The 25,412-nt window shown below is 44.5% G+C and carries 28 protein-coding genes; 15 read left to right on the plus strand and 13 right to left on the minus strand.

From position 1 onward, the window contains the following. Positions 1–31: 31 nt before the first annotated feature. Together DFP76_RS01760 and DFP76_RS01765 are read right to left on the minus strand one after the other, a co-directional pair. The gene (locus DFP76_RS01760; RefSeq protein WP_113872961.1) at positions 32–913 is read right to left on the minus strand and encodes an alpha/beta hydrolase; all 882 of its coding nucleotides are present in this window, start codon (positions 911–913) and stop codon (positions 32–34) included. Positions 914–1,150: 237 nt separating this feature from the next. Then, a complete protein-coding gene (locus tag DFP76_RS01765; RefSeq protein WP_245931840.1) occupies positions 1,151–1,624 on the minus strand; it encodes an Lrp/AsnC family transcriptional regulator in 474 nt (157 codons plus the stop codon). A gap of 138 nt (positions 1,625–1,762) precedes the next feature. On the opposite strand from DFP76_RS01765, the gene DFP76_RS01770 reads away from it, so the two are divergent. Beyond that, positions 1,763–2,803, plus strand: a complete 1,041-nt coding sequence (locus tag DFP76_RS01770; protein ID WP_113872962.1) for a zinc-dependent alcohol dehydrogenase family protein — start codon at positions 1,763–1,765, stop codon at positions 2,801–2,803. A gap of 64 nt (positions 2,804–2,867) precedes the next feature. Here the strand turns inward: DFP76_RS01770 and DFP76_RS01775 are convergent, their stop codons facing one another. Both DFP76_RS01775 and DFP76_RS01780 read right to left on the minus strand, forming a co-directional pair. Beyond that, a complete protein-coding gene (locus DFP76_RS01775) occupies positions 2,868–3,182 on the minus strand; it encodes a helix-turn-helix transcriptional regulator (RefSeq protein WP_113872963.1) in 315 nt (104 codons plus the stop codon). A 163-nt stretch (positions 3,183–3,345) separates the two neighbouring features. Next, positions 3,346–3,687, minus strand: a complete 342-nt coding sequence (locus DFP76_RS01780; RefSeq protein WP_113872964.1) for a zinc ribbon domain-containing protein YjdM — start codon at positions 3,685–3,687, stop codon at positions 3,346–3,348. 174 nt (positions 3,688–3,861) lie between these two features. On the opposite strand from DFP76_RS01780, the gene DFP76_RS01785 reads away from it, so the two are divergent. Genes DFP76_RS01785 through DFP76_RS01795 form a run of 3 tightly spaced genes read left to right on the plus strand, consistent with a single transcriptional unit; the run spans position 3,862 to position 8,252 of the window. Beyond that, complete coding sequence (locus DFP76_RS01785; protein WP_113872965.1) at positions 3,862–5,181, plus strand: DASH family cryptochrome; 1,320 nt, start codon at positions 3,862–3,864, stop codon at positions 5,179–5,181. A gap of 6 nt (positions 5,182–5,187) precedes the next feature. Further along, positions 5,188–6,708, plus strand: a complete 1,521-nt coding sequence (locus DFP76_RS01790) for a cryptochrome/deoxyribodipyrimidine photo-lyase family protein (protein ID WP_245931841.1) — start codon at positions 5,188–5,190, stop codon at positions 6,706–6,708. Further along, positions 6,705–8,252, plus strand: coding sequence for a cryptochrome/photolyase family protein (locus tag DFP76_RS01795; protein WP_113872966.1), 1,548 nt, complete (start codon positions 6,705–6,707; stop codon positions 8,250–8,252). The genes DFP76_RS01790 and DFP76_RS01795 overlap by 4 nt, the downstream gene beginning before the upstream one ends. Positions 8,253–8,272: 20 nt before the next feature. On the opposite strand, the gene DFP76_RS01800 is transcribed toward DFP76_RS01795, so the two are convergent. From DFP76_RS01800 to sstT, 3 genes are all read right to left on the minus strand, one after another. Continuing rightward, the gene (locus DFP76_RS01800; protein WP_113872967.1) at positions 8,273–8,791 is read right to left on the minus strand and encodes a glycine cleavage system transcriptional repressor; all 519 of its coding nucleotides are present in this window, start codon (positions 8,789–8,791) and stop codon (positions 8,273–8,275) included. A 74-nt stretch (positions 8,792–8,865) separates the two neighbouring features. Next, positions 8,866–10,095: an MFS transporter gene (locus tag DFP76_RS01805; protein WP_113872968.1), complete on the minus strand. Its 1,230-nt coding sequence runs from the start codon at positions 10,093–10,095 to the stop codon at positions 8,866–8,868. 108 nt (positions 10,096–10,203) lie between these two features. Then, positions 10,204–11,424 (minus strand): serine/threonine transporter SstT, encoded by a 1,221-nt coding sequence (gene sstT, locus DFP76_RS01810; protein ID WP_113872969.1) that lies wholly within the window; start codon positions 11,422–11,424, stop codon positions 10,204–10,206. 230 nt (positions 11,425–11,654) lie between these two features. On the opposite strand from sstT, the gene DFP76_RS01815 reads away from it, so the two are divergent. Together DFP76_RS01815 and DFP76_RS01820 are read left to right on the plus strand one after the other, a co-directional pair. Further along, positions 11,655–12,293 (plus strand): NAD(P)H-dependent oxidoreductase, encoded by a 639-nt coding sequence (locus tag DFP76_RS01815; protein ID WP_113872970.1) that lies wholly within the window; start codon positions 11,655–11,657, stop codon positions 12,291–12,293. Positions 12,294–12,474: 181 nt separating this feature from the next. After that, the gene (locus DFP76_RS01820) at positions 12,475–13,014 is read left to right on the plus strand and encodes a DUF3750 domain-containing protein (RefSeq protein ID WP_113872971.1); all 540 of its coding nucleotides are present in this window, start codon (positions 12,475–12,477) and stop codon (positions 13,012–13,014) included. Between the two features lie 45 nt (positions 13,015–13,059). Here the strand turns inward: DFP76_RS01820 and DFP76_RS01825 are convergent, their stop codons facing one another. Both DFP76_RS01825 and prlC read right to left on the minus strand, forming a co-directional pair. Then, entirely contained in the window at positions 13,060–13,320 is a 261-nt protein-coding gene (locus DFP76_RS01825; RefSeq protein WP_113872972.1) for a YheV family putative zinc ribbon protein, read from the minus strand. A gap of 65 nt (positions 13,321–13,385) precedes the next feature. After that, positions 13,386–15,413 carry an oligopeptidase A gene (prlC, locus tag DFP76_RS01830; RefSeq protein WP_113872973.1) on the minus strand — a complete coding sequence of 676 codons (2,028 nt, stop codon included), beginning with the start codon at positions 15,411–15,413 and terminating at the stop codon, positions 13,386–13,388. 187 nt (positions 15,414–15,600) lie between these two features. Between prlC and DFP76_RS01835 the strand changes: the two genes are divergently transcribed. The 7 genes from DFP76_RS01835 to DFP76_RS01865 all read left to right on the plus strand — a co-directional run bounded on the left by DFP76_RS01835 (position 15,601) and on the right by DFP76_RS01865 (position 19,583). Further along, a complete protein-coding gene (locus DFP76_RS01835; RefSeq protein ID WP_113872974.1) occupies positions 15,601–16,152 on the plus strand; it encodes a gamma carbonic anhydrase family protein in 552 nt (183 codons plus the stop codon). Between the two features lie 75 nt (positions 16,153–16,227). After that, positions 16,228–16,863: an RNA polymerase factor sigma-70 gene (locus DFP76_RS01840; protein ID WP_113872975.1), complete on the plus strand. Its 636-nt coding sequence runs from the start codon at positions 16,228–16,230 to the stop codon at positions 16,861–16,863. Beyond that, complete coding sequence (locus tag DFP76_RS01845) at positions 16,860–17,054, plus strand: zf-HC2 domain-containing protein (RefSeq protein ID WP_113872976.1); 195 nt, start codon at positions 16,860–16,862, stop codon at positions 17,052–17,054. Before DFP76_RS01840 ends, DFP76_RS01845 begins: the two co-directional genes overlap by 4 nt. Positions 17,055–17,154: 100 nt before the next feature. Further along, complete coding sequence (locus tag DFP76_RS01850; RefSeq protein WP_113872977.1) at positions 17,155–17,430, plus strand: BufA1 family periplasmic bufferin-type metallophore; 276 nt, start codon at positions 17,155–17,157, stop codon at positions 17,428–17,430. A gap of 12 nt (positions 17,431–17,442) precedes the next feature. Next, positions 17,443–18,351 (plus strand): MNIO family bufferin maturase, encoded by a 909-nt coding sequence (bufB, locus tag DFP76_RS01855; protein WP_245931842.1) that lies wholly within the window; start codon positions 17,443–17,445, stop codon positions 18,349–18,351. Next, entirely contained in the window at positions 18,344–19,093 is a 750-nt protein-coding gene (locus DFP76_RS01860; protein WP_113872978.1) for an HvfC/BufC N-terminal domain-containing protein, read from the plus strand. The genes bufB and DFP76_RS01860 overlap by 8 nt, the downstream gene beginning before the upstream one ends. A gap of 13 nt (positions 19,094–19,106) precedes the next feature. Continuing rightward, the gene (locus DFP76_RS01865; RefSeq protein ID WP_113872979.1) at positions 19,107–19,583 is read left to right on the plus strand and encodes a DoxX family protein; all 477 of its coding nucleotides are present in this window, start codon (positions 19,107–19,109) and stop codon (positions 19,581–19,583) included. Here DFP76_RS01865 and DFP76_RS01870 read toward each other — a convergent pair. The 3 genes from DFP76_RS01870 to DFP76_RS01880 form a co-directional block, all read right to left on the minus strand. Next, a complete protein-coding gene (locus tag DFP76_RS01870; RefSeq protein ID WP_113872980.1) occupies positions 19,575–20,162 on the minus strand; it encodes a biliverdin-producing heme oxygenase in 588 nt (195 codons plus the stop codon). The genes DFP76_RS01865 and DFP76_RS01870 overlap by 9 nt on opposite strands. Before the next feature lie 83 nt (positions 20,163–20,245). Further along, the gene (locus tag DFP76_RS01875; protein WP_245931843.1) at positions 20,246–20,611 is read right to left on the minus strand and encodes a YbaN family protein; all 366 of its coding nucleotides are present in this window, start codon (positions 20,609–20,611) and stop codon (positions 20,246–20,248) included. Between the two features lie 52 nt (positions 20,612–20,663). Then, positions 20,664–21,122, minus strand: a complete 459-nt coding sequence (locus tag DFP76_RS01880; RefSeq protein ID WP_113872982.1) for a hypothetical protein — start codon at positions 21,120–21,122, stop codon at positions 20,664–20,666. 234 nt (positions 21,123–21,356) lie between these two features. Here DFP76_RS01880 and DFP76_RS01885 point away from each other — a divergent pair, with 234 nt between their 5' ends. Continuing rightward, a complete protein-coding gene (locus DFP76_RS01885) occupies positions 21,357–22,022 on the plus strand; it encodes a response regulator transcription factor (protein WP_113872983.1) in 666 nt (221 codons plus the stop codon). Between the two features lie 3 nt (positions 22,023–22,025). Continuing rightward, positions 22,026–23,387: a sensor histidine kinase gene (locus tag DFP76_RS01890; RefSeq protein ID WP_113872984.1), complete on the plus strand. Its 1,362-nt coding sequence runs from the start codon at positions 22,026–22,028 to the stop codon at positions 23,385–23,387. Between the two features lie 78 nt (positions 23,388–23,465). On the opposite strand, the gene DFP76_RS01895 is transcribed toward DFP76_RS01890, so the two are convergent. Then, positions 23,466–25,355: a methyl-accepting chemotaxis protein gene (locus tag DFP76_RS01895; RefSeq protein ID WP_113872985.1), complete on the minus strand. Its 1,890-nt coding sequence runs from the start codon at positions 25,353–25,355 to the stop codon at positions 23,466–23,468. Positions 25,356–25,412 lie beyond the last annotated feature (57 nt).

Genomic DNA, 25,412 nt, shown 5'->3' on the forward strand with positions numbered 1-25,412 from the left:
GCTGTTACTCATGACAGATAAATCGCGCTTGTTACTGAAACGCTGCTTTCAAAAACTCAACGACTGGAGCCACTTCTGCATTAAACAAATCGCCACCGTGTCCACCATCTTTAACACGACGAATGCTCACAGATTCCACGCCATCACGGGCTTTCATCACTTTATAAAGTCGCTCAGTTTGCAATGGTGACACCACAAAGTCACTTGTGCCGTGTACCAATAAGGTCGCGGGTAACTGTGTTGATGATGGTAAAGATTCCAGGAATTCCAGCGGACTCGCCTTGTCTGCTAAGGCTTTATTGTCCACAACTTTTGCCCCAACTAAAATGGATTCAGGAGCTGGCTCTTCATCCATGGAGGCGCGATCAGCTACATCGTCTTGTTTACGATCACTTGCCATATGATATAAATCAGAAGGAGCATACCAAGACACTAGGGCCGACAACTGGGCATCTGGGTTTTGTGCTTGATCAAAAGCAGACCAAAGCGCCAAATGTGCACCAGAAGATTGTCCCCATACCGCAATACGGCTGGCATCATAACCATATTTATCAGCATTGTTACGCACAAAATTAAACGCCGCTCTAAGATCATTTAACTGAGCAGGCCAAATAGCTTGTGTACTGTAAGTATAATTAATCGATACCAGAGCAATCCCTGAATCCATCAATTGATTCACACGATCGTAACGTTCAATCTGAGCTTTATCATTGCGGAACCAACGGCCGCCATGAATAAAGACCACAACGGGTGGATTATCAACATGCTCGGGCAAGTAGATGTCTAACTGATTTCGCTCACCTGAGCCATAAGCCACATCTTTATGTTCTGTCATAGCCTGAGCAGAGACAGAGAAAATGCCCATCATCAGTACCCCTATTAGCTGTTTTCTGAAAAAAGCGGTCAATGTCATGTGCACTCCTTCGATTGACTTCCCGATAAATAAAAAAAGAATCTTACCGCTTAAAAGCACAAGCAATACGAACCTTTCGATCTAAATACGGAACAAGTCGTTGCAGAATCCGATAAAAAGTCGAAATCGAATATAGATCAAAAAAGCATCAAAAATGTCCAAAAGTAGCTTATTTTTACTATGAAAATTTATATCAATTCACCATGAAGAATTACAAAAAACACTACACGGTAGTTATTATAAAGCAGAAAAATCTATAGGGAGACGACTCGAGGACTTCACCTCACGCAATGAAATGTTAGAGCGAATCGCAGACACGCCAGGAAGTTTGCGCAAACTCTGCTCTACGAAGCGACTGTAATCGTCTAAGTCTTTCGCTACCACCTGCAGCATAAAATCGGCTTCTCCCGTCGTATTATGGCAAGCCAAGACATATTCAGAGTTCGCAATAATTTGCTCAAAATGAAGCGTGCTTTCCTCGTCATGGCTGGTACAAGAGATCTGTACAAAGGCCATGACACCAAACCCCATGCGGCGTCGATCTAAGTTTGCTTGATAGCTGCGAATAATCTGCTCTTCTTCAAGTCGTTTTAAACGACGCCAGCAAGGTGTTTCACTTATGGAAACAGCACTGGCTAACTTCGCGTTGGATAAGCGCCCATTCTGCTGTACGAGAGACAATATTTGTTTATCAACTTTGTCGAGCTTCACCAAAAGAAAGATCCTTTTAAAAATAGCAATTAAATAAAAGAAAGCACCAATAAACGCCAAACCGATACCAAAATAGCAAAGTAATCCCCCTGTTTGAGTCTAGACTATTTCTCAAATACTTTTTTCGAGGGCATCATTATGAAAGCGGTCGTTATTGAGACATTTTCTTCTTTACCTAGCATCCAGCAGGTCGCTGACCCAACCCCTGCCTCACATGGTGTGGTTATTAAAGTCGAAGCCACTGGCGTCTGTCGTAGTGATTGGCACTGCTGGCAAGGACACGATACCGATGTCGTGTTACCGCACGTCCCCGGTCATGAGTTTGCTGGCGTGATTGCAGAAGTTGGCAAAGATGTTACCCGTTTTAAAGTGGGTGACAGAGTGACGGTTCCTTTCATCAATGCTTGTGGTGGCTGTGCGGAATGCAACTCTGGCAACCATCAAGTGTGTGGCAATCAGACTCAGCCAGGATTTACCCACTGGGGATCATTTGCCGAATACACTACCGTAGATCACGCAGATGTTAATCTAGTGGCCTTACCTGAGTATTTAGATTTCGCTACTGCAGCGAGTCTTGGTTGCCGCTTTGTTACCTCTTTTAGAGCCGTAGTGGATCAAGGTAAAGTCAGTGCCGGTCAATGGCTAGCAGTACATGGCTGTGGTGGCGTTGGCTTATCTGCAATCATGATCGCCAATGCGTTGGGCGCCAATGTTATTGCGGTGGACATTGACCAAGACAAACTGGAATTGGCTCGCTCTTTAGGCGCAGTCGCTGTTATCAATGCCAACCAAGTTGCAGACGTTGTAGAAGCCATTGTCGAGATCACCAAAGGCGGAGCTCATGTATCACTGGACGCACTAGGCCATTCGCTTACCGCGTTCAATTCTGTGCGCAGCTTACGTAAATTAGGCAAGCATATTCAAGTTGGTCTATTGCTGGCTGATCATGCAGCACCACCAATGCCGATGGCAAAAGTCATCGCAGATGGATTAGAAATCATTGGCAGCCACGGTATGCAGGCGTATCGCTATGACGCCATGCTTAGCATGATGCTATCTGGCAAACTGGCGCCGGAGAAACTTTTAGGTCGCACCATTAGTTTGGAAGAATCCATCACAGCATTAACCACCATTGACACAGCCACAGCACCAGGTGTCACTGTCGTGACTAAATTTTAGGGGACACCTTAATTCGCCGCATTTATTCATCTAGACAAGGTTATAGGCAAGCCACGGTAAGTTACTAACTTTGCCCACTTCCCACCAGCAAATAGCAAGCAACATGGGGTTCAATCGGTGCCAAACTGGATTTAACCCCAAAGGGCTCAAATACCTTATTAATCACGGCTTGTGCTGGACTGCCTTTGTCTAACTCAATGTCCGTTAAGGTGCGACGACTCACCCCCACTTTGTCCGCAAACTCACTTTGGGAGATCCCCAGAAACTGTTTGCGAAGGTACTTTAGAAGCTGCCCCTGAGTCAGCTCCCCCAGTATGTGTTGCCTAAGTAAATCAATGAGCAAATTCTGTTTCTGTTCGTCTGTTAAAGTCGATTTCACATTCAGCCCTCGATGCGCAATATTGTGCTCAAAATATAGCCCACATCAGATAAATGAGAAAATAATTACTCATTTTATTCATCAGAAACAAAAAATGAGCATAATTATGCTCATTTTTCTAAAAGCTAACGAGAGCCGTCTACTCTGCTAATGTTCGATGAGACTAGGCAGAGGCCTTTTTCACAAACTGCGACTTCAGCATCATGTCGCCTGCGCCATCCACTTTACAGTCAATATCGTGATCGCCGTCCACCAAGCGTTTGATCGTGGCTTTAGTACCAATCTTAAGCACTTGTGATGACCCTTTTACTTTTAAATCTTTTGCCAAGGTCACCTTATCACCTTCTTGCAACTGCTTGCCGGAAGCGTCTTTGATGATCAAAGCATCTTCGTCTACTTCCACTTCATTCGGATTCCATTCATGAGCACACTCAGGACAGATCAACATGGCTTGATCTTCATAAACATACTCAGAATTACATTTAGGGCAATTTGGCAGACTCATATTGGTTACGACCTTACATTCGACATAATAAATTTTGCCGCATTATAACCCCATTTTTACTAAGGTTTTTATTTGTCGGTAAAAATTCCTTTTTTATGTGTCACTTCCCCCTAAAAAGCGATCCAAACAACGCCTTGCTGCGTATCGCAATAAGACACTAAGTGAGGGTGTGTGATGAAGATGGGATTGGTATGGTTCGGTAATGACTTACGTTGTGCTGACCAAAAAATGTTATGGCGAGCCGCGCAAGAAGTAGATCAACTGGTGTGTGTTTTCTGTGATGCACCGGAATACAAACGCCCGACACGCTATGCGACTCAAGGCATGTCTGCACAGCGTCGTACCTTTTTATTGCAAGGCTTAGACAATCTCGCACAAGAATTGGAAGGTTTAGGACAAATGCTGTATGTCAGCCAATTGGATCCTTTAAACAGCCTGACATTGATACTCAACGAATTGCCTATTTCTCACGTCTTTTTGAACCATGATGCTGGTTGGAACGAACAAACCAGCCTACGTCGGCTGGCTAAAACCTTTTCTGATGTACATTTTCATATAGATCATGGCCAGACCTTGTTTGAACCATGGCAATTTCCTTTCGCCGTCGCAGATCTACCTAGTAGCTTTTCCAAATTCCGTCGCATCGTCGAAACCATGGACATTGCAGAGCCCATCCCTAAAGTTCGAGAGTTGCCTACTGCCGTGGCTTTTTCTCTGGCACAAGTCGCCCCTTGGCAAGCACAATCCATCTCTTCACAAGGGCCTTTTGTTGGAGGCGAAGAAGCGGCGAAACAACAATTAACCGACTACTTCACCACAGATTTACCCAAGCATTACAAAGAAGTTCGTAATGCCTTGTCAGGCTGGGAAAACTCCACCAAATTTTCCGCTTGGTTAGCACAAGGTAGCCTTTCACCCAGACAAATCTTGGCGTCATTACGCCAATATGAAGCAGACCGTGGCGCCAACGAATCGACCTACTGGATTTTCTTTGAGCTTTTATGGCGTGAATATTTTCATTGGTACGCCGCTTGCTATGGCAAACATTTGTTCATGCCCAATGGCTTGGCGAAACACGCTCCCAAACTATCTTATTACCCTGAGCGCTTCCGCAAATGGTGCCAAGGCAATACGCCTTATCCCATCGTCAATGCTTGCATGAAGCAACTCAATCAAACGGGCTTCATGAGTAATCGTGGTCGTCAATTGGTTGCCAGTTGTTTGATTTATGAATTGGGTGTGGACTGGCGTTATGGTGCGGCTTATTTTGAACAACAGCTTGTGGATTATGATGTTGGTTCAAACTGGGGAAATTGGCAGTACATTGCAGGTGTCGGTGCCGACCCTCGTGGTGGCCGCCGCTTTAATCTCGACAAGCAAACCGAACAATACGACCCAGATGGCGCTTTTATCCGCCAATGGCAAGGGGATGAGTTTGACCGCCAGCTGGACTCTGTCGATGCGGCAGATTGGCCTCTCTATCCAACGTCTTAGCGATTCGTGACTCAAGTTACTTCACAGGACTCAACTCAAGCACCGGTCGTGGTTTGGTTTAAGCGAGATTTACGCTTAACCGATCATGAGCCTTTGCAGCAGGCAATCAATAGCCAGCGTCCGATCATTTTGTTTTATGTGTTTGAGCCAAGCTTAGTCGCTGACGAACATTATGACGAGCGTCACTGGCGTTTTGTGTGGCAGTCCCTAATGGACATGCAGGATCAACTAACGCCTTATAAAGCCCAGCTGTTCATTGATTATCAAGAAGCCTTACCAGCCTTAGAAAGCCTTCACCAAACCACGCCATTTCACGCGTTATACAGCAGTGAAGAGATAGGCTTAGGCTTAACCTTTGAACGTGATCTTGCCCTTAAAGCCTGGTGCCAACAGACGCAAATAAGCTGGCATGAATTCCCCACTGGTGCGGTGATTCGAGGTTTACAAAATCGGGATACTTGGGACAAGGCTTGGCAGCAAATTATGCGTCAACCTATCGCAGAAACGGCACTGGAACAGGCCACTTGGCACCAGATAACCTCCCCTAACATTAATATTCCTGACGCTTGGCAAACCAGTCAAAAAGGCATGCAAACCGGCGGCAGCACGCTTGCTTGGAAAACCCTAACCAGCTTCTATGAGGAGCGGGGACAATATTATTATTGCTCCTTATCCAGCCCGCTAACCAGCCGTTCCGCCTGCACTAGGCTTTCCCCCTATTTGGCATGGGGCAACATCAGTTTGCGAGAAGTGTATCAAGACCTCTTAACCCGTTGGCACACCAAAGGCTGGCGACGCACCTTGATTGCCCTAAGCTCAAGACTGCATTGGCATTGCCACTTTATGCAAAAATTCGAAAGTGAGTGCCGCATGGAATATCAACCCGTCAATCAGGCTTATCAAGCTTTTCCCTATCGCAATGACGAACAAATCTGGCCTGACTTTGAACGCTGGTATCTCGGCCAAACCGGTTACCCCATGATCGATGCTTGTATGCGCGCCTTACATGCCACGGGCTACATCAACTTTCGTATGCGCGCCATGCTGGTGAGCTTTCTGTGCCATCATATGAATCTGGATTGGCGCATGGGCGTGAAGCCGCTCGCTAAGCTCTTTCTCGACTTTGAACCCGGCATTCACTACCCGCAGTTTCAGATGCAAGCCTCGGTAACGGGCACCAATACCATTCGCATTTACAACCCAGTTAAACAGTCACAAGAGCAAGATCCAGAGGGCGACTTTATCCGTCGCTGGGTGCCTGAATTGCATAATGTCCCTGCACCACTGATCCACACGCCTTGGCAAATGTCCCCAATGGAAGAAACCCTCTATGACTGCCAACTTGGCAGCGACTACCCGCAACCTATACTCAATTTAGAAGAAGCGGCTAAATCCGCTCGCGATCGCCTTTGGGGGTTTCGAAAGTTGCCTGAAGTACGCATAGAAAAACAACGAATATTAGCCACTCATGTTCGTTCGCCTAATAGTAAAACCAAGAGCAAAACTCAAAATAAGAGGTCTTCATGAGTCAATTTCACACCCTTCGTTTGATATTGGGCGATCAGCTCAACGCCAACCATTCTTGGTTTAAACAAACCGACTCTGGTGTGCTGTATCTCATTGCCGAATTGCACTCTGAAGCCCACTATGTAAAACATCACATCCAAAAGGTAACGGCATTCTTTTTGGCCATGCAAGGCTTTGCTGACGCTTTACAACAAGCCGGTCATCAAGTTTGCCATCTCACCTTAGACGATACCAAAGGGCTTAGCCTGACCGAACTACTAACACAACAAGCAGACAAAATTGGTGCACAAACCATTCAGCTTCAAAGACCGGATGAATACCGTTTACTTAGTCAATTAGAAGGCTTTCAAAGCACTACCTCCTTGCAGGTAGAGTGGTTTGATACTGAGCACTTCTTATTGCCGTTTGCAGAAATTCCAACTCATTTCAAAGCCAAACACAGTGTGCGCATGGAACACTTCTATCGCAAAATGCGTAAACGCTTTGATGTTTTGATGACAGAAGAAGGGCCTGAAGGCGGACAATGGAACTATGATGCCAATAACCGCAACAAGCTGAAAAAACAGGACCTAGCCGACATTCCACAGCCATTGTGCTTTCAGCACCCTGTAGATGATATTGTTGCGCGCCTCCACCAGCACCAAGTGCCTTGTTTTGGACAAATTGGCTCACACCTTAGTTGGCCAGTAACCCGTCGTGAAGCCCATCAATTACTGGATTACTTTTGCCAACACCTGTTAGTCAATTTTGGTCGCTTTCAAGACGCCATGACAGACCAATCTGAACACGCTTGGAGCCTGTATCATTCACGCCTATCCTTCGCGCTCAACAGTAAATTAATTCACCCCATGACCGTCATACAAGCCGCTGTATCCCAATTTCATCAAGACCCTCAAATAGACTTGGCGCAAATTGAAGGCTTTGTTAGACAGATCCTTGGTTGGCGCGAGTATGTACGCGGCATGTACTGGATAAACATGCCGGACTATCGCCAACAAAATGCCCTCGACGCTCAGCGAGACTTACCTGAGTATTTTTGGACCGGGGAGACGAAGATGAATTGTTTATCGCAAGCCATTCATCAATCCCTCGACTTTGCTTATGCGCATCATATTCAACGCCTCATGGTGACAGGCAATTTTTGTCTGCTAACCGGCATTGAACCTCAGCAAGTAGATGATTGGTATTTGGGTATTTACATCGATGCCATCGAATGGGTGGAATTACCCAATACGCGTGGTATGAGCCAATTTGCCGACGGCGGCTGGATCGCTTCCAAGCCTTACGCGGCAAGTGGTAGCTACATGAATAAAATGAGTGATTATTGCACTTCGTGTCATTACAAGGTGAAGGAAAAGACTGGTGAACAGGCCTGTCCACTGAACAGCTTATATTGGCGCTTTATGGTTAAACATCGAGACTGGCTAAGTAAGAACCCGCGCATTGGCATGATATACGGTAATTGGGACAAGCAAACACCCGATCAGCGACAAGCAGTGTTAGACAGGGCTGATTGGTGTTTACAGGAAATTGAGTCCCTTTAATGGTGAGTCAGGCTACTTGGTTAACCAAACTGATTAACAGACAATTCCACCATCAAGTCGCTGCTGATGTTTTCCAGTGCGGCTTCTAGCTCTGTTAACGGCAAGTTTGCTGGCACAGACAATACCATATCAGTCTTAAACAGCATTTCGGAGCTCATTGGTGCTGGCTCACAACTGGTGGTCAACTCTTTCACATTGACCATCAATGAGTGCAGTACTTGTGATACTTCTTTCACAATGCCTGCTCGATCATTGCCCACCACAGACAGGGATAACGTCGAGCCCTCTGCGACTTTTTCAACGGCGGTTTCAACCGTCACATGAAGCCCTAAACTGACCAAACCTTGCAAAGCTTCGATTAACCCTTGTTGCTCAGCAGGAGGCACCGAAACCGTCAAAATACCAGCAAATTTGTCCGCCAGATGCGCCATACGACTTTCTAACCAATTGCCTTGGTGACGAGCAATCACATCCGATAAACACTCAACGATACCCGGCTTATCTTCTCCAATAAAACTCAATACAAGATGTTGCGACATATGCGTCTCCGTTGACGATGAATCAGTTAAATAAAAGGCTTTCCTTAGCATAGGCGAAAGTCTTTGTTTCGCCATTATTCAATGTTTTTAATGCGTTGTTGACGGTGAAAAAACCAAAAACCTAACAGGGTCGCTAAAGTCCCTGAAAAGCCACACAATAAAATCGACGCTCTCGCACCGTAATGATCCGCAATAAAACCAACAATCGGCGCACCTAACGCAGTACCACCAATTGCAATGGCTAACACCACCGCCATGACACGACCACGATATGCTTTCTCCGTTGCCAATTGCATGTAGGAGGCGGTAGAAGTGGTAAATAATTGAGTACCCAACCCCAGTGCGATCAACATCATGGCAAACAACCAAAAGCTTGGACTCAACGCAACCGCAAAACAACTGACGGCATAAAAGCCTGCGACATAAATCATAAAGTGAAACGAGGGGGAAGATTTACGGCTCGCGGTGACGATAGCTCCCGTAATGGACCCAATCGCCATCATGGACACAAGAAAACCATATTGGTCAGCCTGACCTTCAAACACATGCACCGTCATAGATGATAAATACACAGGAAAGTTCATTCCAAAACAACAGATTAAAAACGACATTAGGCAAATTACCGTCATTTCTCGGTGTTGCCAAATGTATCGAAAACCATCTAAAAATTTTGCTAAATCTGGGCCTGAAGGTGCGTGCTCAGCCTCAACTTTTGGCAAACGATGCTTCAATAAATACAAAGCGGTTAATAAGGGTAAAAATGACACGACATTGATCATGAAAACCCAACCGCTGCCCACCAGCGCGATCAAAATCCCCGCCACAGCAGGACCAACTAAACGCGCACTATTGAAAGAAACCGCGTTTAGCCCAACCGCATTAGACAATTCTTTTTCACTGACAATATCGGAAACAAAAGCGTGTCTTGCTGGAGCATCAAATGCCGCGACACAACCTAAGCCAAGCGCACAAAGACATACTTGCCATAATTCAACCTGTGCAGAAAGCACTAATACCCCAAGAATAAGAGCCAGTATGGCCATTAGAGATTGCGTCACAAACAGCAATTTTCGACGATCCACTCGATCAGCTGTCCAGCCCGTGATGGGCAATAAAAAGATTTGTGGTGCGAATTGCAGAAATACCACTAAACCTACCGCCGCGGCATTTTTATCAGACAACTCAGAGATCACCAACCAATCTTGTGCCGTGCGCTGTAGCCAACCGCCAATATTGGAAATAACAGCGCCACTGAACCAAAGACGATAATTAGGATTAGCAAGGGATCGAAACGTATTGGGCAAATGGCTCTCCTGAGAATGGTAAATCGTCATCGATTAAAGACTAAGCAGAGCACATCCTACAACACAAAAAAAGGGAGCAGATGCTCCCTTCGTCAACATCCTGAGAATTTACGCTTTATCTTCCGACAAACACGCTGCCGCCGTGAACAAAGCATCGGTTGAACTGTTCAATGCGGTTTCCGCCGAATCTTGTAATACACCAATAACAAAACCCACCGATACCACTTGCATAGCCACTTCATTTGAAATGTTAAACAAGCTACAAGCTAGCGGAATCAGTAATAAAGAACCGCCCGCAACACCAGACGCACCACATGCAGAAACCGCGGCAATAATACTAAGCAAGAATGCCGTACCGAAATCCACTGGAATCGCCAAGGTATTAACGGCCGCTAAGGTCAATACGGTAATCGTAATGGCCGCACCGGCCATGTTGATGGTCGCACCAAGAGGAATCGAGACAGAATAGGTGTCTTCATCCAAATCAAGACGCTTACAAAGCGACATATTCACAGGAATATTAGCAGCGGAACTGCGTGTGAAAAATGCCGTAAGACCACTCTCTTTTAAGCACTTAAAGACTAATGGGTAAGGGTTGCGGCGAAGTTTCCAAAACACCAATAATGGATTGGTGACCAAAGCAATGAATAGCATCGCACCGATCAACACGGTCAATAAATGACTGTAACCCAACAAAGCATCAAAGCCCGTTTCGGCAATGGTATTGGCAACCAGACCAAAAATACCAAATGGTGCTAAGCGGATAATGACATTCACTAACTTAGTCACGCTGTCGGCTAATTCCTGTAGAAATTGTTTACTCGACTCTGAGGCATGGCGTAATCCGAAGCCTAAGCCAATCGCCCAAGCCAAAATCCCCACATAGTTTCCTTGCAGCAACGCATTGATTGGGTTGTCCACAACATTGAAGACCAAGGTTTGTAATACCTCACCCAAACCTTGGGGAGCCGCACGGCTCATGTCGGATGCAGAAAGCACCAGCTGAGTTGGGAATAAAAAACTGAAAGCGACGGCAGTCAACGAAGCGACAAACGTGCCCAGCACATATAAAAATAATACAGGGCGAATATGGGTATGTTGTGACTGTTTATGGTTCGCAATGGCGGCCATCACTAAGATAAACACCAGAATCGGTGCAATGGCTTTTAGGGCTTTGACAAAAAAGTCACCCAATAATTGGCTTGAAAGAGCCAGGTCAGGAGCAAACTGTCCAACCAACACACCGCACACTATGCCTACCGCAATTTGCAGCACCAAATTACCACTAAAGAAACGCTTTGCCAGCGTTGAAAATACATCAAATATCATCTGAGGGGGGTCCACTGAATTTTTGAAGTGGGCACCTTACTGTATCGTGACGATAAAATGAACCATTTTAGGGCGTTTTGTCATAAAAATTGAGCAATGACAAGAAATGCCACAGCATCCGCTTTAGCCTATTTGTGACTTCCTCACTTTGTCCATAAAGAACATATTGAACTCCTTCTAGAGAAGACCCATATTGAGAGAATCAATAACATTTCCATTAAGGACCCCTCATGTCAGATTTGCTAGAGAAATTGAACTGGCGTTATGCCACCAAAAAAATGAACCCAAACAAGGAAGTAGAGCAGGAAAAAGTAGATCGTATTCTGGAAGCGGTTCGTCTTACTGCCACATCAAGTGGGCTTCAACCTTATGAAGTCATTGTGGTTACGAACAAAGCATTACGTGAGCAAATTGTGCCACATGCTTGGAATCAAGCTCAGATTACCGACGGTTCTCACTTGTTGGTATTCGCTGCATGGGACAATTACACCGAAGAACGAATTAATACCATGTTTGACCTAGTAAACGACGAACGCGGCTTTACCAATGAAGGTTGGGAAAACTACCGTCAAATGCTATTGAGCACTTACCCACCACGTGATGCAGAAACCAATTACCAACATGCTGCACGCCAAGCTTATATTGGCCTAGGTACTGCTTTAATCGCTGCCGCAGAAGAAGGTGTCGACAGTACACCAATGGAAGGGTTTGACCCAGCTAAGGTTGACGAAATTCTTGGTCTGTCAGAACGCGGTTTGCGTTCTGTGATCTTGTTACCTTTAGGTTACCGTGCAGACGAAGGTGATTGGCTTAAAGATTTGAAAAAAGTACGTCGCGCCAAGCAAGACTTCATTACTGAGATGAACTAATTATTTACCTCATACGTAATAACAACATTTTATAGTGAAACGAATGTGACGCAACGCCGACCAATGAGTCGGCGTTTTTATTTTTGATACTAATAGCACCCATTAATAGAGTTTTATGGAACTCTTTTCAAATGAAAGACTCTATTTCCAGTAACAACAAACGCATACTAAGGAGATCATTATGATGAAGCGATTAGGCTTATTACTGCTTGCCAGTTTAGTCAGTGCCTGCTCTAGCGACGGATGGCGTACGGCAAGTCGAGAGCCTGCTGGCATTGCGCCTTCTCCTGAAGTGCAAAAAGACGCTGTTATAGAAGTCTATGCTGCCGATGCATACAGTTGGCGAGGTTGGTTTGCTGTGCACACTTGGATTGCCACTAAAGAGCAAAATGCGGATCGTTATAAGGTATACGAAGTGGTTGGTTGGCGACTCAATCGTGGTTTGCCTGCGCTCACTGAATACCAAACGCCGACACCGGACCGTTACTGGTTTGGTGCCAAACCAGAAAAACTCTTATCCATACAAGGTGAACAAGCTCAAACGCTTATTCCACAAATAGCGCAAGCCGTGAATGCCTACCCTTGGAAAAATGAATACAAGGTGTTTCCTGGACCAAACAGCAATACCTTTCCAGCATGGATTGGTCAGCAAGTGCCTGAGCTTGGACTAAAACTGCCCTTTAGCGCCATCGGCAGTGGTTATGCTGACAATACCCCATAAAAAATGGACTCATTAGAGTCCATTTTTTGTGTACTGCCGCGCTGATTAGTGTTTGGTGTCACCCGGATTAGGTATGAAATTAATCACCATTTCTTCCGCTTGTGGCGCACTGGCGTGAGGTTGATTAACGCGAGTTGCCAATTCAGGGGCTTGCGCCTGTACATTGGTCGACTGCTCATCTTGATAGCCACAAGCCACACATTCTCTGTGCTGCTTCTCTGCATCATCATCACGCCAAGCGCGGATCTTGTCCATCTCATTGCAACGAGGGCAAACCGCGCCAGCAATAAAGCGTTTTACTGTCATTTTGATTCCTCATCAAAGCCGCCGAAGTGAACACTAAGGCGACTTAATGCTGCCTTGTTTTAAGATTACACGGCGATACCACTGTGTCTTAGCAAAGCCTCTGTGCTTGGTTCACGACCACGGAAAGCGGCAAATAATTCCGCTGCTGGTCGTGAGCCACCATTTGCCAATATGGTATCACGGAAGTGCGCGCCCGTATCTTGGTTAAAGATGCCATCTTCCTCAAATTTTGAAAACGCATCCGCTGACAAGACTTCAGCCCACTTGTAGCTGTAGTAGCCTGCCGCGTAACCACCTGCGAAGATATGCGAAAAACCATTTTGGAAACGATTAAATTCTGGAGGAATAACAACCGCTACGTCATTACGAACTTGATCCAATACCGACTGAACCGATACACCTGCCTGATACTCTTTGTGTAATTTGAAATCAAACAATGAAAACTCCAACTGACGCACCATTTGCATGGCCGATTGGAAGTTTTTCGCCGCTAACATTTTATCCAACAAATCCTGAGGTAAAGGCTCGCCAGTTTCGTGATGACCAGCAATATAAGCCAGTGCTTCTGGTTCATAACACCAGTTTTCCATGAACTGACTAGGAAGCTCTACCGCATCCCAAGCCACGCCATTAATACCTGATACGGCCGATTCTTCGACTTGGGTCAGCATGTGGTGCAAACCGTGACCAAATTCATGGAATAAGGTGGTCACCTCATCATGAGTTAATAACGCCGCTTGTTCACCGATTGGTGGCGTAAAGTTACACACCAAGTAGGCAACCGGCAATTGCAAACGCGCGTCACTCAAGCGACGACGAGTACGACAGGCGTCCATCCAAGCGCCACCACGTTTGCCTTCACGGGCATACGGGTCTAGATAAAAGCGCGCTATGTCTGTACCTTCTTTGCTAATAGTAAACAGCTTGACGTCTTGGTGATAACGGTCAAATTCTTGCTCTTCACGAATGTCTACCGCGAATAAAGTTTGTGCCACGTGAAACAATCCAGACAAAACTTTGTTCATTGGGAAGTAAGGGCGCAATGCTTCTTGGGAAATGCTGTACTTATGCTGACGCAGCTTTTCTGCGTAATACATCATGTCCCAAGCGTTTAACGTCGCTACGCCATTCTCTTCTTTAGCAAAAGCTTGTAGGTTAGCCAAATCTTGCTCTGCAGCAGGTTTAGACTTTTCGGCCAAGTCTTCCAAGAAGTCGATTACTTGTTGACCATTGTCTGCCATCTTAGTGGCAACCGACAATTCTGCGTGATTTTCAAAGCCTAAGATTTCTGCCATTTCATGACGCAGAGCTAAAATCTCATCGATCAAGGGCGCGTTATCAAAGCTTGAATCCGCTTGGTCCGACGCACGAGTGGCAAAAGCTCGGTACATTTCCTCGCGCAAAGCCGCATTGTCTGAATAACTCATCACAGGTAAGTAAGAAGGGAAGTCCAAGGTAAACAACCAGCCTTCTTGCTCTTTTGCCTGTGCCATTTGTTTGGCTTGCGCTAAGGCCGACTCCGGTAGTCCGGCTAATTCAGCTTCGTCAGTAATCAACTTACTCCAAGCTTGCGTAGCATCTAATACGTTTTCACTGAACTGACTGCTCAGTTCCGACAAACGCTGGCTGATTTCACCATAGCGCTGCTTCGCTTCGCCTTCTAGCCCCACACCTGACAGCTCAAAATCTCGCACAGCTTGTTTTAACGTCTCTTGTTGAGCCACCGATAAATCCGCCGCTTCAGAGCTTTCTGCTAAGGATTTATAAGCTTGATAAAGCGCTTTGTTTTGACCCAATTCTGTGTAGTACTGAGTTAATTTAGGTAGGCAGGCATTATAAGCCGCGCGCAGTTCTGGGGTATTTTGCACCGCATTCAAATGACTGATCGGCGACCAAAAATTACTCAGATCGTCGTCCAGCTGATCCAAAGGCAATACTAGGCTTTCCCAGCTAGGGTTTTGGTTCGCTTTTACACAAGCATCAATTTGTTCTTTATTGCGCGCTAAAATCGCGTCTAGATCGGTTTCTATACGAGACACTTCCACGCTGGAGAAATTGGGTAAACTCGTCGCATCCCACACGGATTGAGACATATCATGGTATCCTTTTGACAATGTAATTAGGCCTTCGACTGAGGGAGCACATCCTCTTTCAGCGATAAGGTACAAATAAAACTAATGCTTAATAAGATAGGTAGTCTTTTGCTTTTTTCAATGCATGAGAGACTATTGCCTTAATAGTTACCTTGATTATGCAGGTTATGTACGTAGGAGTGTGCAAATGGTGATGAAATCTTTTCGTGGCAATACACCACAATTAGGTGAGCGAGTTTGGGTTGATGACAACGCCGTGGTGATTGGTGATGTGATTATTGGCGATGACAGCTCAGTTTGGCCTTTGGTGGCTATCCGAGGTGATATGCACCGCATTCGCATTGGCAAACGCACTAGTATTCAGGACAACTCATGCCTGCATATCACCCACGCCAGCACCTATAAACCCGAAGGTCATCCATTGACCATTGGCGATGACGTCACTGTCGGTCATATGGCAATGTTACATGGCTGTACCATTGGCAGCCGAGTCTTAGTTGGCATGGGCACCACGATTCTTGATGGCGCGATTATTGAAGATGAAGTCATTATTGGCGCAGGTTCTCTAGTACCGCCGGGGAAGGTCTTGGAGTCAGGATTTATGTATATGGGCTCACCGGTGAAACAAATCCGTCCTCTTAAGGTCAAAGAAATCGAGTACTTTCAATACGCTGGCCTAAACTACGTTAAATTAAAAGACGAATACCTGGCTGAGGCGGAACAACAAGCAGCGGAATGAGTCGATTAATCAATCCGCTAACCTTGTAAGAAAGTTGAACCCATTACGTCTAATAGCTACGGTAAAGAGGTTGAAATGATTGAGGCAAACCCTTCATTAAGTGCATCAGAGACGCCAAGTGCGGCCTTATTTTATGACCCTGAGTTCATGGAAGAACTACGTAGCCAGATGGTGAAATTCGCTACGTTACAGGTTCAAGATGCGCAGTTAGCAGAGGACGCAGTGCAAGAAGCTATGTTATCTGCGTATCAAAATATCGACAAATTTGGTCGTCAGGCCGCGTTGAAAACCTGGGTATTTTCTATTCTAAAAAACAAACTCATTGATTTGTTGCGTAAAGAAAAGCGTACCACGGTCGCCAGCCAGCTTGAAAATGGGCCAAATTTGCATGGTGATGCGCTGATGGATCATTTATTCAAAGAAAACGGTCACTGGCAGAAAAGTGAGCGTCCACAGAAATGGGATGACCCTGATCATGGCGTGGAAAACGAGCATTTTTGGCGAGTATTTGATGCTTGTCTAACGGCTTTGCCAGAAAAGTACGGTCGATTTTTTATGATGCGCGAATTCTTAGAAATGGCAACGCCAGAAATTTGTCACAACGAAGACATCAGTGTCTCTAGTCTCAATGTCACCTTATACCGTGCCCGTTTACGCTTACGTGAGTGTTTAGAAGATAACTGGTATCAGGCAAAGGAGTCTGGATCATGATGAATTGCAAAGAGGCAACACAACTTTTGTCGGAAAAGCTCGACCGCCCCTTAGACACGAAAGAAAAAGTCATGCTAGGAGTTCATACTGCTATGTGTTCATCTTGCAAACAGTTTGGCAGGCAGATGGAAGACATTCGTAGCCTTGCCAAACAATACTCAAAAGGCGATCAAACTGACGAAAAAGAATAATTTTGTGAATTGACTGTAAGAAGTTTAAAGCCGTCTACGTCAAATCACTGTAACCAAAAGGACATGTGTCTTTCGAATCACTAACAATGAGGCTTTAACAATGAAAAATTCAACCGCTACTTTATCCGTTGCTCTAGGTACTGCCATTGCGTTATCTGCTGTAGCGATGCCAGCTCAGGCGGCTAGCAAAGAAAAATGCTACGGCGTGGCATTAGCAGGTCAGAATGACTGTGCAGCAGGTCCAGGAACATCTTGTGCAGGTACTTCAAAAACAGATTACCAATCAAATGCCTGGAAACTAGTTCCAGCAGGCACTTGTAATGATATGGAATCAAAAACCTCTCCAACAGGCCATGGTCAATTGAAAGCGTTTTAAACGACGCGACTGATGATGACCAATTCTTTGTTAAACGAGACTCAAGCAAAGCAAGAAGCGCCATGTTCAGCTTCTTGTTTTGCGTCTCATTCTGGCGTCAGTCTCAAGCCGGTCTATTATCAGACGATTTTAGAGCACCGACCAGCCATAGGATTTTTTGAAATACATGCAGAAAACTACCTTAGCCAAGGTGGCCCTGCTGCCTATTTTCTCCGCCAAATTCGCCAAGAATACGACATGACAATCCACGGCGTTGGTTTGTCGATTGGTGGTGAAAATCCCCTCGATATTGAGCATCTGAATAAAGTCGCACAGCTCGTTGAGGAGATTCAACCGGCTTATTTTTCTGAACACCTAGCTTGGTCGACTCATGACCATCACTTTTATAACGATTTATTACCCATTCGTTATAACAAAGACAGTCTAGATCGGGTGTGTCAGCACATAGATCAAGTTCAGACCCGGATGAAGCGACCGATTTTAATGGAAAATCCATCGACTTATTTGGCGTTTGCAGACAACGACTTCAGCGAAACGGATTTCATTAGAGAAATGGTAAAACGTACTGGCTGTGATCTATTGCTGGATATTAACAATGTTGAAGTATCCTGTTTTAACCAAGGCCGCCAAGCCATTGAGTATCTTGAGGGTTTTCCGTTAGAAGCCGTGAAGCAAATTCATTTGGCTGGTCATACATTAGATGACAACCCTATCGTCCCTTTAAAAATAGACAGCCATGATGACGCGGTTAGCCAAGACGTTTGGTCCTTGTATCAATATACCTTACAACGACTCGGCGATTGCCCAACCCTAATCGAACGAGACGGTAATTTACCCGAGTTGGTGGAATTGATCGCTGAAGCAGAATTTGCGGATCGCATTCGACGAGCGGTTAAACAAGGAGGGTCGGTAGATGCATAATGACTTTATCCAAGCCTTACTATCACAGGATCAGAGCCATCTTCACCCTAAACTCGAAGGTGACACGGTGGAAAACGCCGTGCGCTTTCAAGTCTATCAAAATAACCTCGTCGTATCCTTGCAAGATGCCTTGGCGGATATTTTCCCCATCACGCAAAAGCTCGTTGGCGAGACTTTTTTTCGCGCCATGGCACGAGAGTTCTTACTTCAGCACCCCCCGACATCGCCGATTATCAGCGAGTATGGTGCGAACTTTTCAGATTTCATTAGGCACTTTGAGCCAGCTCAAAGTGTTGGTTTTCTACCAGACGTAGCCAGCTTAGAATACCAATTACTGCAACTCACCCATGCGGCCGAGGTCGAAACATTAGATCACCAATCGATTTCGACAACCTTTGAAAAGACACAAGACCCAAGCCAACTCGTGCTTGAGCTCACACCAAACTGTCAGCTTTTGCATGCCCCATTCGCGGTTGGTTCTTTAATACTTGCGAATCAACGAGATGTCTCAAGTAATCACATCAATATTAATGAAAGTGAGTACATACTTCTCCACAAAAGCTTTCTATACGCTAGACTGAGTGTCATCTCATTTGATCAAGCCTGTTTTATCAAGGCCTTGCAAGAAGGCGTAACCTTAGCAAACGCGGTCCCTGAATCAGAAGGTTTTGATCTTGGTGGCAGCCTTGCCAAACTCATTGAATGGAAGCTCATTCGTAATATTGCTCTGCAGCCTGACTAAGAGAGACAACACTATGCTATCGAGATTATTTAACATGATTGAGACCACGTTAAAGATGATTCCAGAATCTCTGATTCTACTCATCGCCCGCTTCTCCTTGGCGGCAATCTTCTGGTTGTCGGCCCAAACAAAAATTGATGGTTTTGCCATCAACTTCATCACCATGCAATTTCAACTCGGATGGCCGCAGATTACCGACACAACCTACTTCTTGTTTGAACATGAATACGCTTTACCACTATTGCCACCGGTGTTTGCGGCAATGACAGCCACCCTTGCAGAACACCTACTCGCGGTGCTGGTGTTGATCGGCTTATTTACCCGTTATGCGGCACTCGGATTGGCACTGATGACCTTAGTGATTCAACTCTTTGTGTACCCAGATGCTTATGCCACACATGGTACTTGGCTCGCCATCAGTCTGTTGTTGATGCGCCAAGGGGCAGGGAAGTTTTCACTTGATCAGCTGAGACGTCCATCATTAAGCTAAGCTTTTTAACGTTTGCTTGTAGAATGCAAAAGCGTCCGTCGCTCCCTTAACGGCTTCCATCTCTTGCTCTTCGGTTAGGCTCAAAGCATCAAGTTGAGCGACAAACTTTCGCCAATGCGGTGCTCGCCCTTCAGGATGCGCCGCTAAGTGTTTGGCACCATACTGCGCATCAAAATTGAGTTTCTGGGTTTCCTTGTATAAAAACGAAGCGCCAATATTGGAGCCTTCAGCACAATACAACCAACCAATCGCTTGAAATAGATTAGGGACTGTTGCAACTTGATCCGGCGAAACATTCGGCTCTAATTGCAGATCATTTAGGTCAGACTCCACCGCCGACAACCTAGGTAAATCCGCTAGACCTGGAAACCATTCTTGCAAATCGTCATTCTGATACAAAGGCGCAACGCTTAAGTGGAAGATGTGCTGTAAACGCAGAAATTTTGCGTAATTCTCGTTGTTCAAAAAAGGTTCTGATTGCATCACAAGTTGATCAACGCTGTCATGATTGGTTCTGGTTGAATATTTCAGTTTTTTGGCAAAGCTTAGCGTTTCCGCTTTATCTTGAAGGGTTTCCATTTCACACCTCTTTCGTGTTTGAACGTTCCCAAATCATAAAAACGCCACACTAAAAAAGCTATGATCTTTATATTAAGAAAAACTCATAATTCTTCATCTATGTTAATTCGACTTGGCCGAGACCAAACTAAAATAAAACTAATACAGATACCAAACAAAGCCAAAATAACCAGATGTTCATTAAGTTCGCTGTACAATAAAAAAACAACGCATAACAACATACTGATCGATGAAATGATTTTATTATTAAATGAAATCACTTTACCGTGCTTCCAGTTGTATAAAACAGGCCCCGTTAAACGGTTGGTGTGTAAGAAAGTATGAATTTTAGGCGATCCTTTTGCAGAAGACCAAGCACATAACAAAACAAACTCGGTTGCCGGAAAACCTGGCGTAATCACGCCAAAAATCGCCAAACCTAAACTGATTACGGCGATAATTTGATACATAATGGTTTTACTTCTTTTAAAATATATATTCATATAAAACAATGTATTTTAGTTATATACCACCTAAAACCTCACCAAAAATATGACGATATTCATGCTGAAAAGAACGTCCTAAGCCAAAAAGTATCGGTAAGGGGGTGATGAACTCTTCAGTAAAAATGATATTGCAGTTTATCACTGGAATAGAGTAATAATCGTCACTTCCCTGTATTTCACTATTTAGATCGTAGAGACTTTGGATCTCTATTTCTAAGTCTTTAGCACGAATTATTCCAAATGAATTTTTTACTATTTCTTCCCTTATATCTTCAGCTGCATAAGCTTGATTAGAAATAATACGATCTTGAGAATGATCAATAAGGCTTCCCACTGAAAAATCAATTAAAAAATAAAAGATAAAGAAGCGAAAAATCTCAATAGACATCATCACCACGAATATAAATACAGGTAATAAAAGTAATATCTCAAATGAAAATAATCGCTTTATTTTTTTAACAAGATAGAAAGGCAAACCATACGCCCTCAGCAAAAATTATATTAATCATTAGATATGATTAACGATCAACCAAAAGAACATTAAGAATGCTTAATATCTTTACAATAGTCCTTCAAGGCATCAGGTTGCTATGATGAAACCTCAATGAACAAGATAATACATCAAATTGACGATATTGATAATCATTATCATAAAGTATAGTATGCGTACGGATCTTTGTCTTTTTTAGTCTGTTAAGAGGTTATGAACATGCGTATTCTAATCGTTGAAGATGACGCCTCCGTAAGCCATTGGATCAGTAGTAAGTTGCACGGTTCAGGACATTCTTACAAGTGGGTCGATAATGGTGAAGACGCTCTTAAACTCATTAACGAAGAAGTTTTTGACGTCATTTTATTAGACCGTGTTATCCCCAAAATAGATGGCATACAGCTTTTAGGTTTAATCAAGGATCGGCCGCATCCTCCCGTGCTAATTCTGTCAGCCAATGATCAAACCTCGGACAGAATTGAAGGCTTAAGAGCTGGCGCAGATGATTATCTTGGAAAGCCTTTTGACTTTACTGAATTACTACTTCGCCTCGAGCGCTTGAATTGCAGAACCAAGCAAGTCACATCCACTAACTTTATTAGAATTAAAGACATGATCATTAACCTTGAACGTCATGAAGTCACACGTTCAGGGCAGCGAATTGATTTGACGAATAAAGAATTCAAACTTCTCTATGTATTAGCAGAACACCCAGGGCAAACTGTGACACGCAGTATGTTGCTCGAAAAAGCATGGGGGTACCAGTTCGACCCGCAAACAAATGTGCTCGATGTTCATCTATCAAAACTCAGAAACAAACTGGATGCCAGTTCTACCATGCCTATTATTCGAACCATTCGCTCAGTTGGTTATGCTTTAGGCTAAGCCATGCAGATCAAGCCACTGCTTCACAGTAGTAGTTTTCGGCAAGCGGCTACTATTGCTTTTATCTGCCTGCTGATCTCCTCTGCGGCCATTATCATTTGTGATAATGTGCTGAATCGCATCATGAAAAGCCATGTACGGGGGATGATCTTTGAAAACTTAGAAAACCAAGCATTAAAAGGGTTATTTAATCATTCAACACAACTTGCCCATCAGCTTAGAATTGAATCTCCAATAGATCATAGAAAAGATCACTTCATTTTTATTATCAACCCGAATGGCAACATCCTTTACGGTCCACAGCATTTAATCCATCGACAACAGATCGATGTTTTACAACAAAAGCGTTCCGTCGCACCAACCGTGTTATCGCTAAAAACCCTGGATCATGAGCTGTTTGGATTACTTGTCCCATTGACCGATGGCGGACTGTATTTTAATGCTTATGACATTCAACCCATGATACAGCAAACTCGAATCATTCCTCTTATGACGGGCGCAGGTTTGCTGGCTATTCAGTTGATGATACTACTGATTAGTTTTCCTTTTAGCCTTCATAACTTATTTCGAGTAAACCATATCATTGAGGTATTAACACAATATGCGCAAGGCAAACATGATGTCAGAGTAAACTACCGAAATAATGGCGATGAGTTTGGACAGCTTGCCAGAGAGATAAATCTAGTACTGGGACGCACTCAAACGCTCATGGAGGAGGTAAGAACCATCACCAGTCATGTGGCACATGAATTAAAAACGCCACTGACACGTTTGCAACACAAACTCATCAATGTATCCGAGTCATTAACGGATAAAGAACTTACCGAACTAGAAAATGCCATCAAAGAAACCGAACAAATCCAACAACTATTTCGTTCGATTATGCGGCTATCCGAAGTGGAGACGGGTCAGGTTAGTCACCAAAAAAACAAAATCAATGCTTACGATATTTTGTATGAAGCTTATGAGTATTATCAGCCTTTAGCCGAACTTTATAACATTCAGCTCAAATTGAGCGCCAGTAAAAAACACTACTTTTACGCGGATAAGATCTTAATCTTTCAAGCCATTAGCAACTTAATCGACAACGCCATCAAGTATGCCCCTGAAAGCCAAACAATCACCTTAGGCATCAAATCTACGCCTAACAAAACACTCATTTCAGTAAGTGATCAAGGCAAAGGGATTAGGGACGCAGACAAGCAGACGGTCACCAAACGATTTAAGCGACTCACGCATAAAAAAGAGGTATTTGGTCATGGACTTGGATTGACATTAGTAAAGGCGATTACCACGCTACATAATGGTGAGTTAACCCTCGAAAATAACCATCCGGGTCTTACCGTTTGCCTTTCCGTTAATTAAAAAAAGCCTCTCTAATCAAACCACTAGAGAGGCTTTATCGAAACAAGGTGCCCGCGTAAATCGAGCTTATATCATTGACTACACTTTAAAATAGGACAATGAACGTTTTTGGGATTCAGCAAGTTCGGACAACTCATGAGAGGCTTGTAGAGTCTCGTTAATGGAAGTCATGTTCTGACTCACAGACTGATAAGTCTGATCCGTAATACGAGCAATGTCCTCGGTCACACTTAATTGTTCATGAGACGCCGCTGCGACTAAGGTGTTCACGTCTGAAATAGACTGTACCGCATGAGAAATGTCCTCAAACGATTCTTTCACTTGCGTTGCTAAGCTAACAGACTCTTGAATCAGTTCGACATTGCTGCCCATGTTGTTATTAGCACGCTCTGATTGCGACTGCAGTTTTTCGATGATCTCTTGAATGTTCACCGTCGACTCTTGAGTTTTCGACGCCAGATTACGTACTTCGTCAGCCACCACAGCAAAGCCTCGACCTTGCTCACCCGCACGTGCCGCTTCAATGGCCGCATTCAATGCCAACAAATTTGTTTGCTCAGAAATACCGCTAATGACTTCCGTCACAGTGCCGATCTCAATAGCAAATTGACGTAATTCGTCAACAATCTGTGCCGTCTCTGAGAAAGAAGCGTTAATGCGGTCCGTTAATTCAATGTTTCTGTCTAGAGTCAGCTTACCACTGGCGGCATTTTCTTGTGCGCGTTTCGCCTCATCTTCCGCAACAACGGCTTTTTCGCTGACTTCTTGTGAAGCCGAGTTGAGTTCTTTTAACGAGGATGTGATTTGCTCAATTTGGGACAGTTCTTGCTGTGCGTTGGATTGTGTTCCTTCCATCACTGAATTCAGTTGCAACGAGGCCGCGGCAACGTTTTCTGAAATACCATGAGAGGTTTTAATTAAGTTAGACAGCTGTTCAGACAAATCTACAAAAGACTGATAAATGCCCGTTTCTTTACCTGTTTTGTCGAAACGCTGAGTCAGATCCCCTTTCGCCATCACTTCAATTAACTCGGCAATTTCTTCCGGTGTGCCGCCCACAGGTCTGAGCACCAGTTTGTTGATCACCACGTACAAAATACCCAAGGCAAGCAACGTGCTGATCACCCCTAGCACCAACGCAAAGATCAGCTGCTTATTGGCTGCCGCGTAAATATTATCGTCTTCAGCCAACACGACGAACTGCCACCCCACCGTATCCAGCTCGCCCCAGAATCCAGTCAAAGACACGTCACGTCCAAAGCTTTTAACAAATATGGTGTAATTCAGTTCGCGGTTATCTTTATTTAAACCCTTGTAGTATGGGCGTAATTCAAACAGGTTCTTACCAACATCGTTAGGGTTAGGCGACACCAATAAGGTCCCATCTGACGTGTATAAATACATACCATCGCGCTCGGCATACTGTTCCAATACTGCGCTTAGCAATATGGTCGAGACAACGGCAAAACTGTCGTTTACTTTTTGTGTCATTGCCACGATTTCGTTGCCTGTTAACTGTGATTTAAAAGGCTTGGAAACAAATTCACTCTTACCATCACGAAATATTGCGTTGTAAAAAGAACGATTGAGTTCTTTCGCATTAAAATTGAATTTTTTCCCTTCAGGCCCACCGTATAACTCACCTTCTTTGTTCAAAATGGCGATAGAGTCTGTAATACCTTGTTGGGAACGAGTCAGGGCTTCCAATTGAGATAGTGCATGTGCAGATAGTTGATCGCCCTCTATTTCATCGTAATTGAGATCGATCGAGGTCAGCATTTTTTGATAACCTTTAATACGAGCGGTAAGCTCGGCGGCAATGGTTTCGTTCTGCGCCTTTAATATGGCCTTGTTTAAGGTTACGGACTCGCCCCGAAACGACACGTAGTTAATCGCCGTAAACAAGCCAACAATGACCACGATAATGGCACCCAGCGTGCCAAAAATTTGCTGTTGAAATCTATTCATAGACCCAGATACCTTCTGCATTAGACGCCCACAAGAGTGGTTAAAACATTCTCAATT

It is taken from the genome of Marinomonas aquiplantarum, assembly GCF_003314975.1.
Classification (GTDB): domain Bacteria; phylum Pseudomonadota; class Gammaproteobacteria; order Pseudomonadales; family Marinomonadaceae; genus Marinomonas; species Marinomonas aquiplantarum.

Coding starts and splice junctions, on each gene's coding strand:
- DFP76_RS01760 (WP_113872961.1), bottom strand. CDS start 913: ATGACATTGACCGCTTTTTTCAGAAAACAGCTAATAGGGGTACTGATG.
- DFP76_RS01770 (WP_113872962.1), top strand. CDS start 1,763: ATGAAAGCGGTCGTTATTGAGACATTTTCTTCTTTACCTAGCATCCAG.
- DFP76_RS01780 (WP_113872964.1), bottom strand. CDS start 3,687: ATGAGTCTGCCAAATTGCCCTAAATGTAATTCTGAGTATGTTTATGAA.
- DFP76_RS01785 (WP_113872965.1), top strand. CDS start 3,862: ATGAAGATGGGATTGGTATGGTTCGGTAATGACTTACGTTGTGCTGAC.
- DFP76_RS01795 (WP_113872966.1), top strand. CDS start 6,705: ATGAGTCAATTTCACACCCTTCGTTTGATATTGGGCGATCAGCTCAAC.
- DFP76_RS01800 (WP_113872967.1), bottom strand. CDS start 8,791: ATGTCGCAACATCTTGTATTGAGTTTTATTGGAGAAGATAAGCCGGGT.
- sstT (WP_113872969.1), bottom strand. CDS start 11,424: ATGATATTTGATGTATTTTCAACGCTGGCAAAGCGTTTCTTTAGTGGT.
- DFP76_RS01815 (WP_113872970.1), top strand. CDS start 11,655: ATGTCAGATTTGCTAGAGAAATTGAACTGGCGTTATGCCACCAAAAAA.
- DFP76_RS01820 (WP_113872971.1), top strand. CDS start 12,475: ATGATGAAGCGATTAGGCTTATTACTGCTTGCCAGTTTAGTCAGTGCC.
- DFP76_RS01825 (WP_113872972.1), bottom strand. CDS start 13,320: ATGACAGTAAAACGCTTTATTGCTGGCGCGGTTTGCCCTCGTTGCAAT.
- prlC (WP_113872973.1), bottom strand. CDS start 15,413: ATGTCTCAATCCGTGTGGGATGCGACGAGTTTACCCAATTTCTCCAGC.
- DFP76_RS01835 (WP_113872974.1), top strand. CDS start 15,601: ATGGTGATGAAATCTTTTCGTGGCAATACACCACAATTAGGTGAGCGA.
- DFP76_RS01840 (WP_113872975.1), top strand. CDS start 16,228: ATGATTGAGGCAAACCCTTCATTAAGTGCATCAGAGACGCCAAGTGCG.
- DFP76_RS01845 (WP_113872976.1), top strand. CDS start 16,860: ATGATGAATTGCAAAGAGGCAACACAACTTTTGTCGGAAAAGCTCGAC.
- DFP76_RS01850 (WP_113872977.1), top strand. CDS start 17,155: ATGAAAAATTCAACCGCTACTTTATCCGTTGCTCTAGGTACTGCCATT.
- bufB (WP_245931842.1), top strand. CDS start 17,443: ATGATGACCAATTCTTTGTTAAACGAGACTCAAGCAAAGCAAGAAGCG.
- DFP76_RS01860 (WP_113872978.1), top strand. CDS start 18,344: ATGCATAATGACTTTATCCAAGCCTTACTATCACAGGATCAGAGCCAT.
- DFP76_RS01865 (WP_113872979.1), top strand. CDS start 19,107: ATGCTATCGAGATTATTTAACATGATTGAGACCACGTTAAAGATGATT.
- DFP76_RS01870 (WP_113872980.1), bottom strand. CDS start 20,162: ATGGAAACCCTTCAAGATAAAGCGGAAACGCTAAGCTTTGCCAAAAAA.
- DFP76_RS01875 (WP_245931843.1), bottom strand. CDS start 20,611: ATGTATCAAATTATCGCCGTAATCAGTTTAGGTTTGGCGATTTTTGGC.
- DFP76_RS01885 (WP_113872983.1), top strand. CDS start 21,357: ATGCGTATTCTAATCGTTGAAGATGACGCCTCCGTAAGCCATTGGATC.
- DFP76_RS01890 (WP_113872984.1), top strand. CDS start 22,026: ATGCAGATCAAGCCACTGCTTCACAGTAGTAGTTTTCGGCAAGCGGCT.
- DFP76_RS01895 (WP_113872985.1), bottom strand. CDS start 25,355: ATGAATAGATTTCAACAGCAAATTTTTGGCACGCTGGGTGCCATTATC.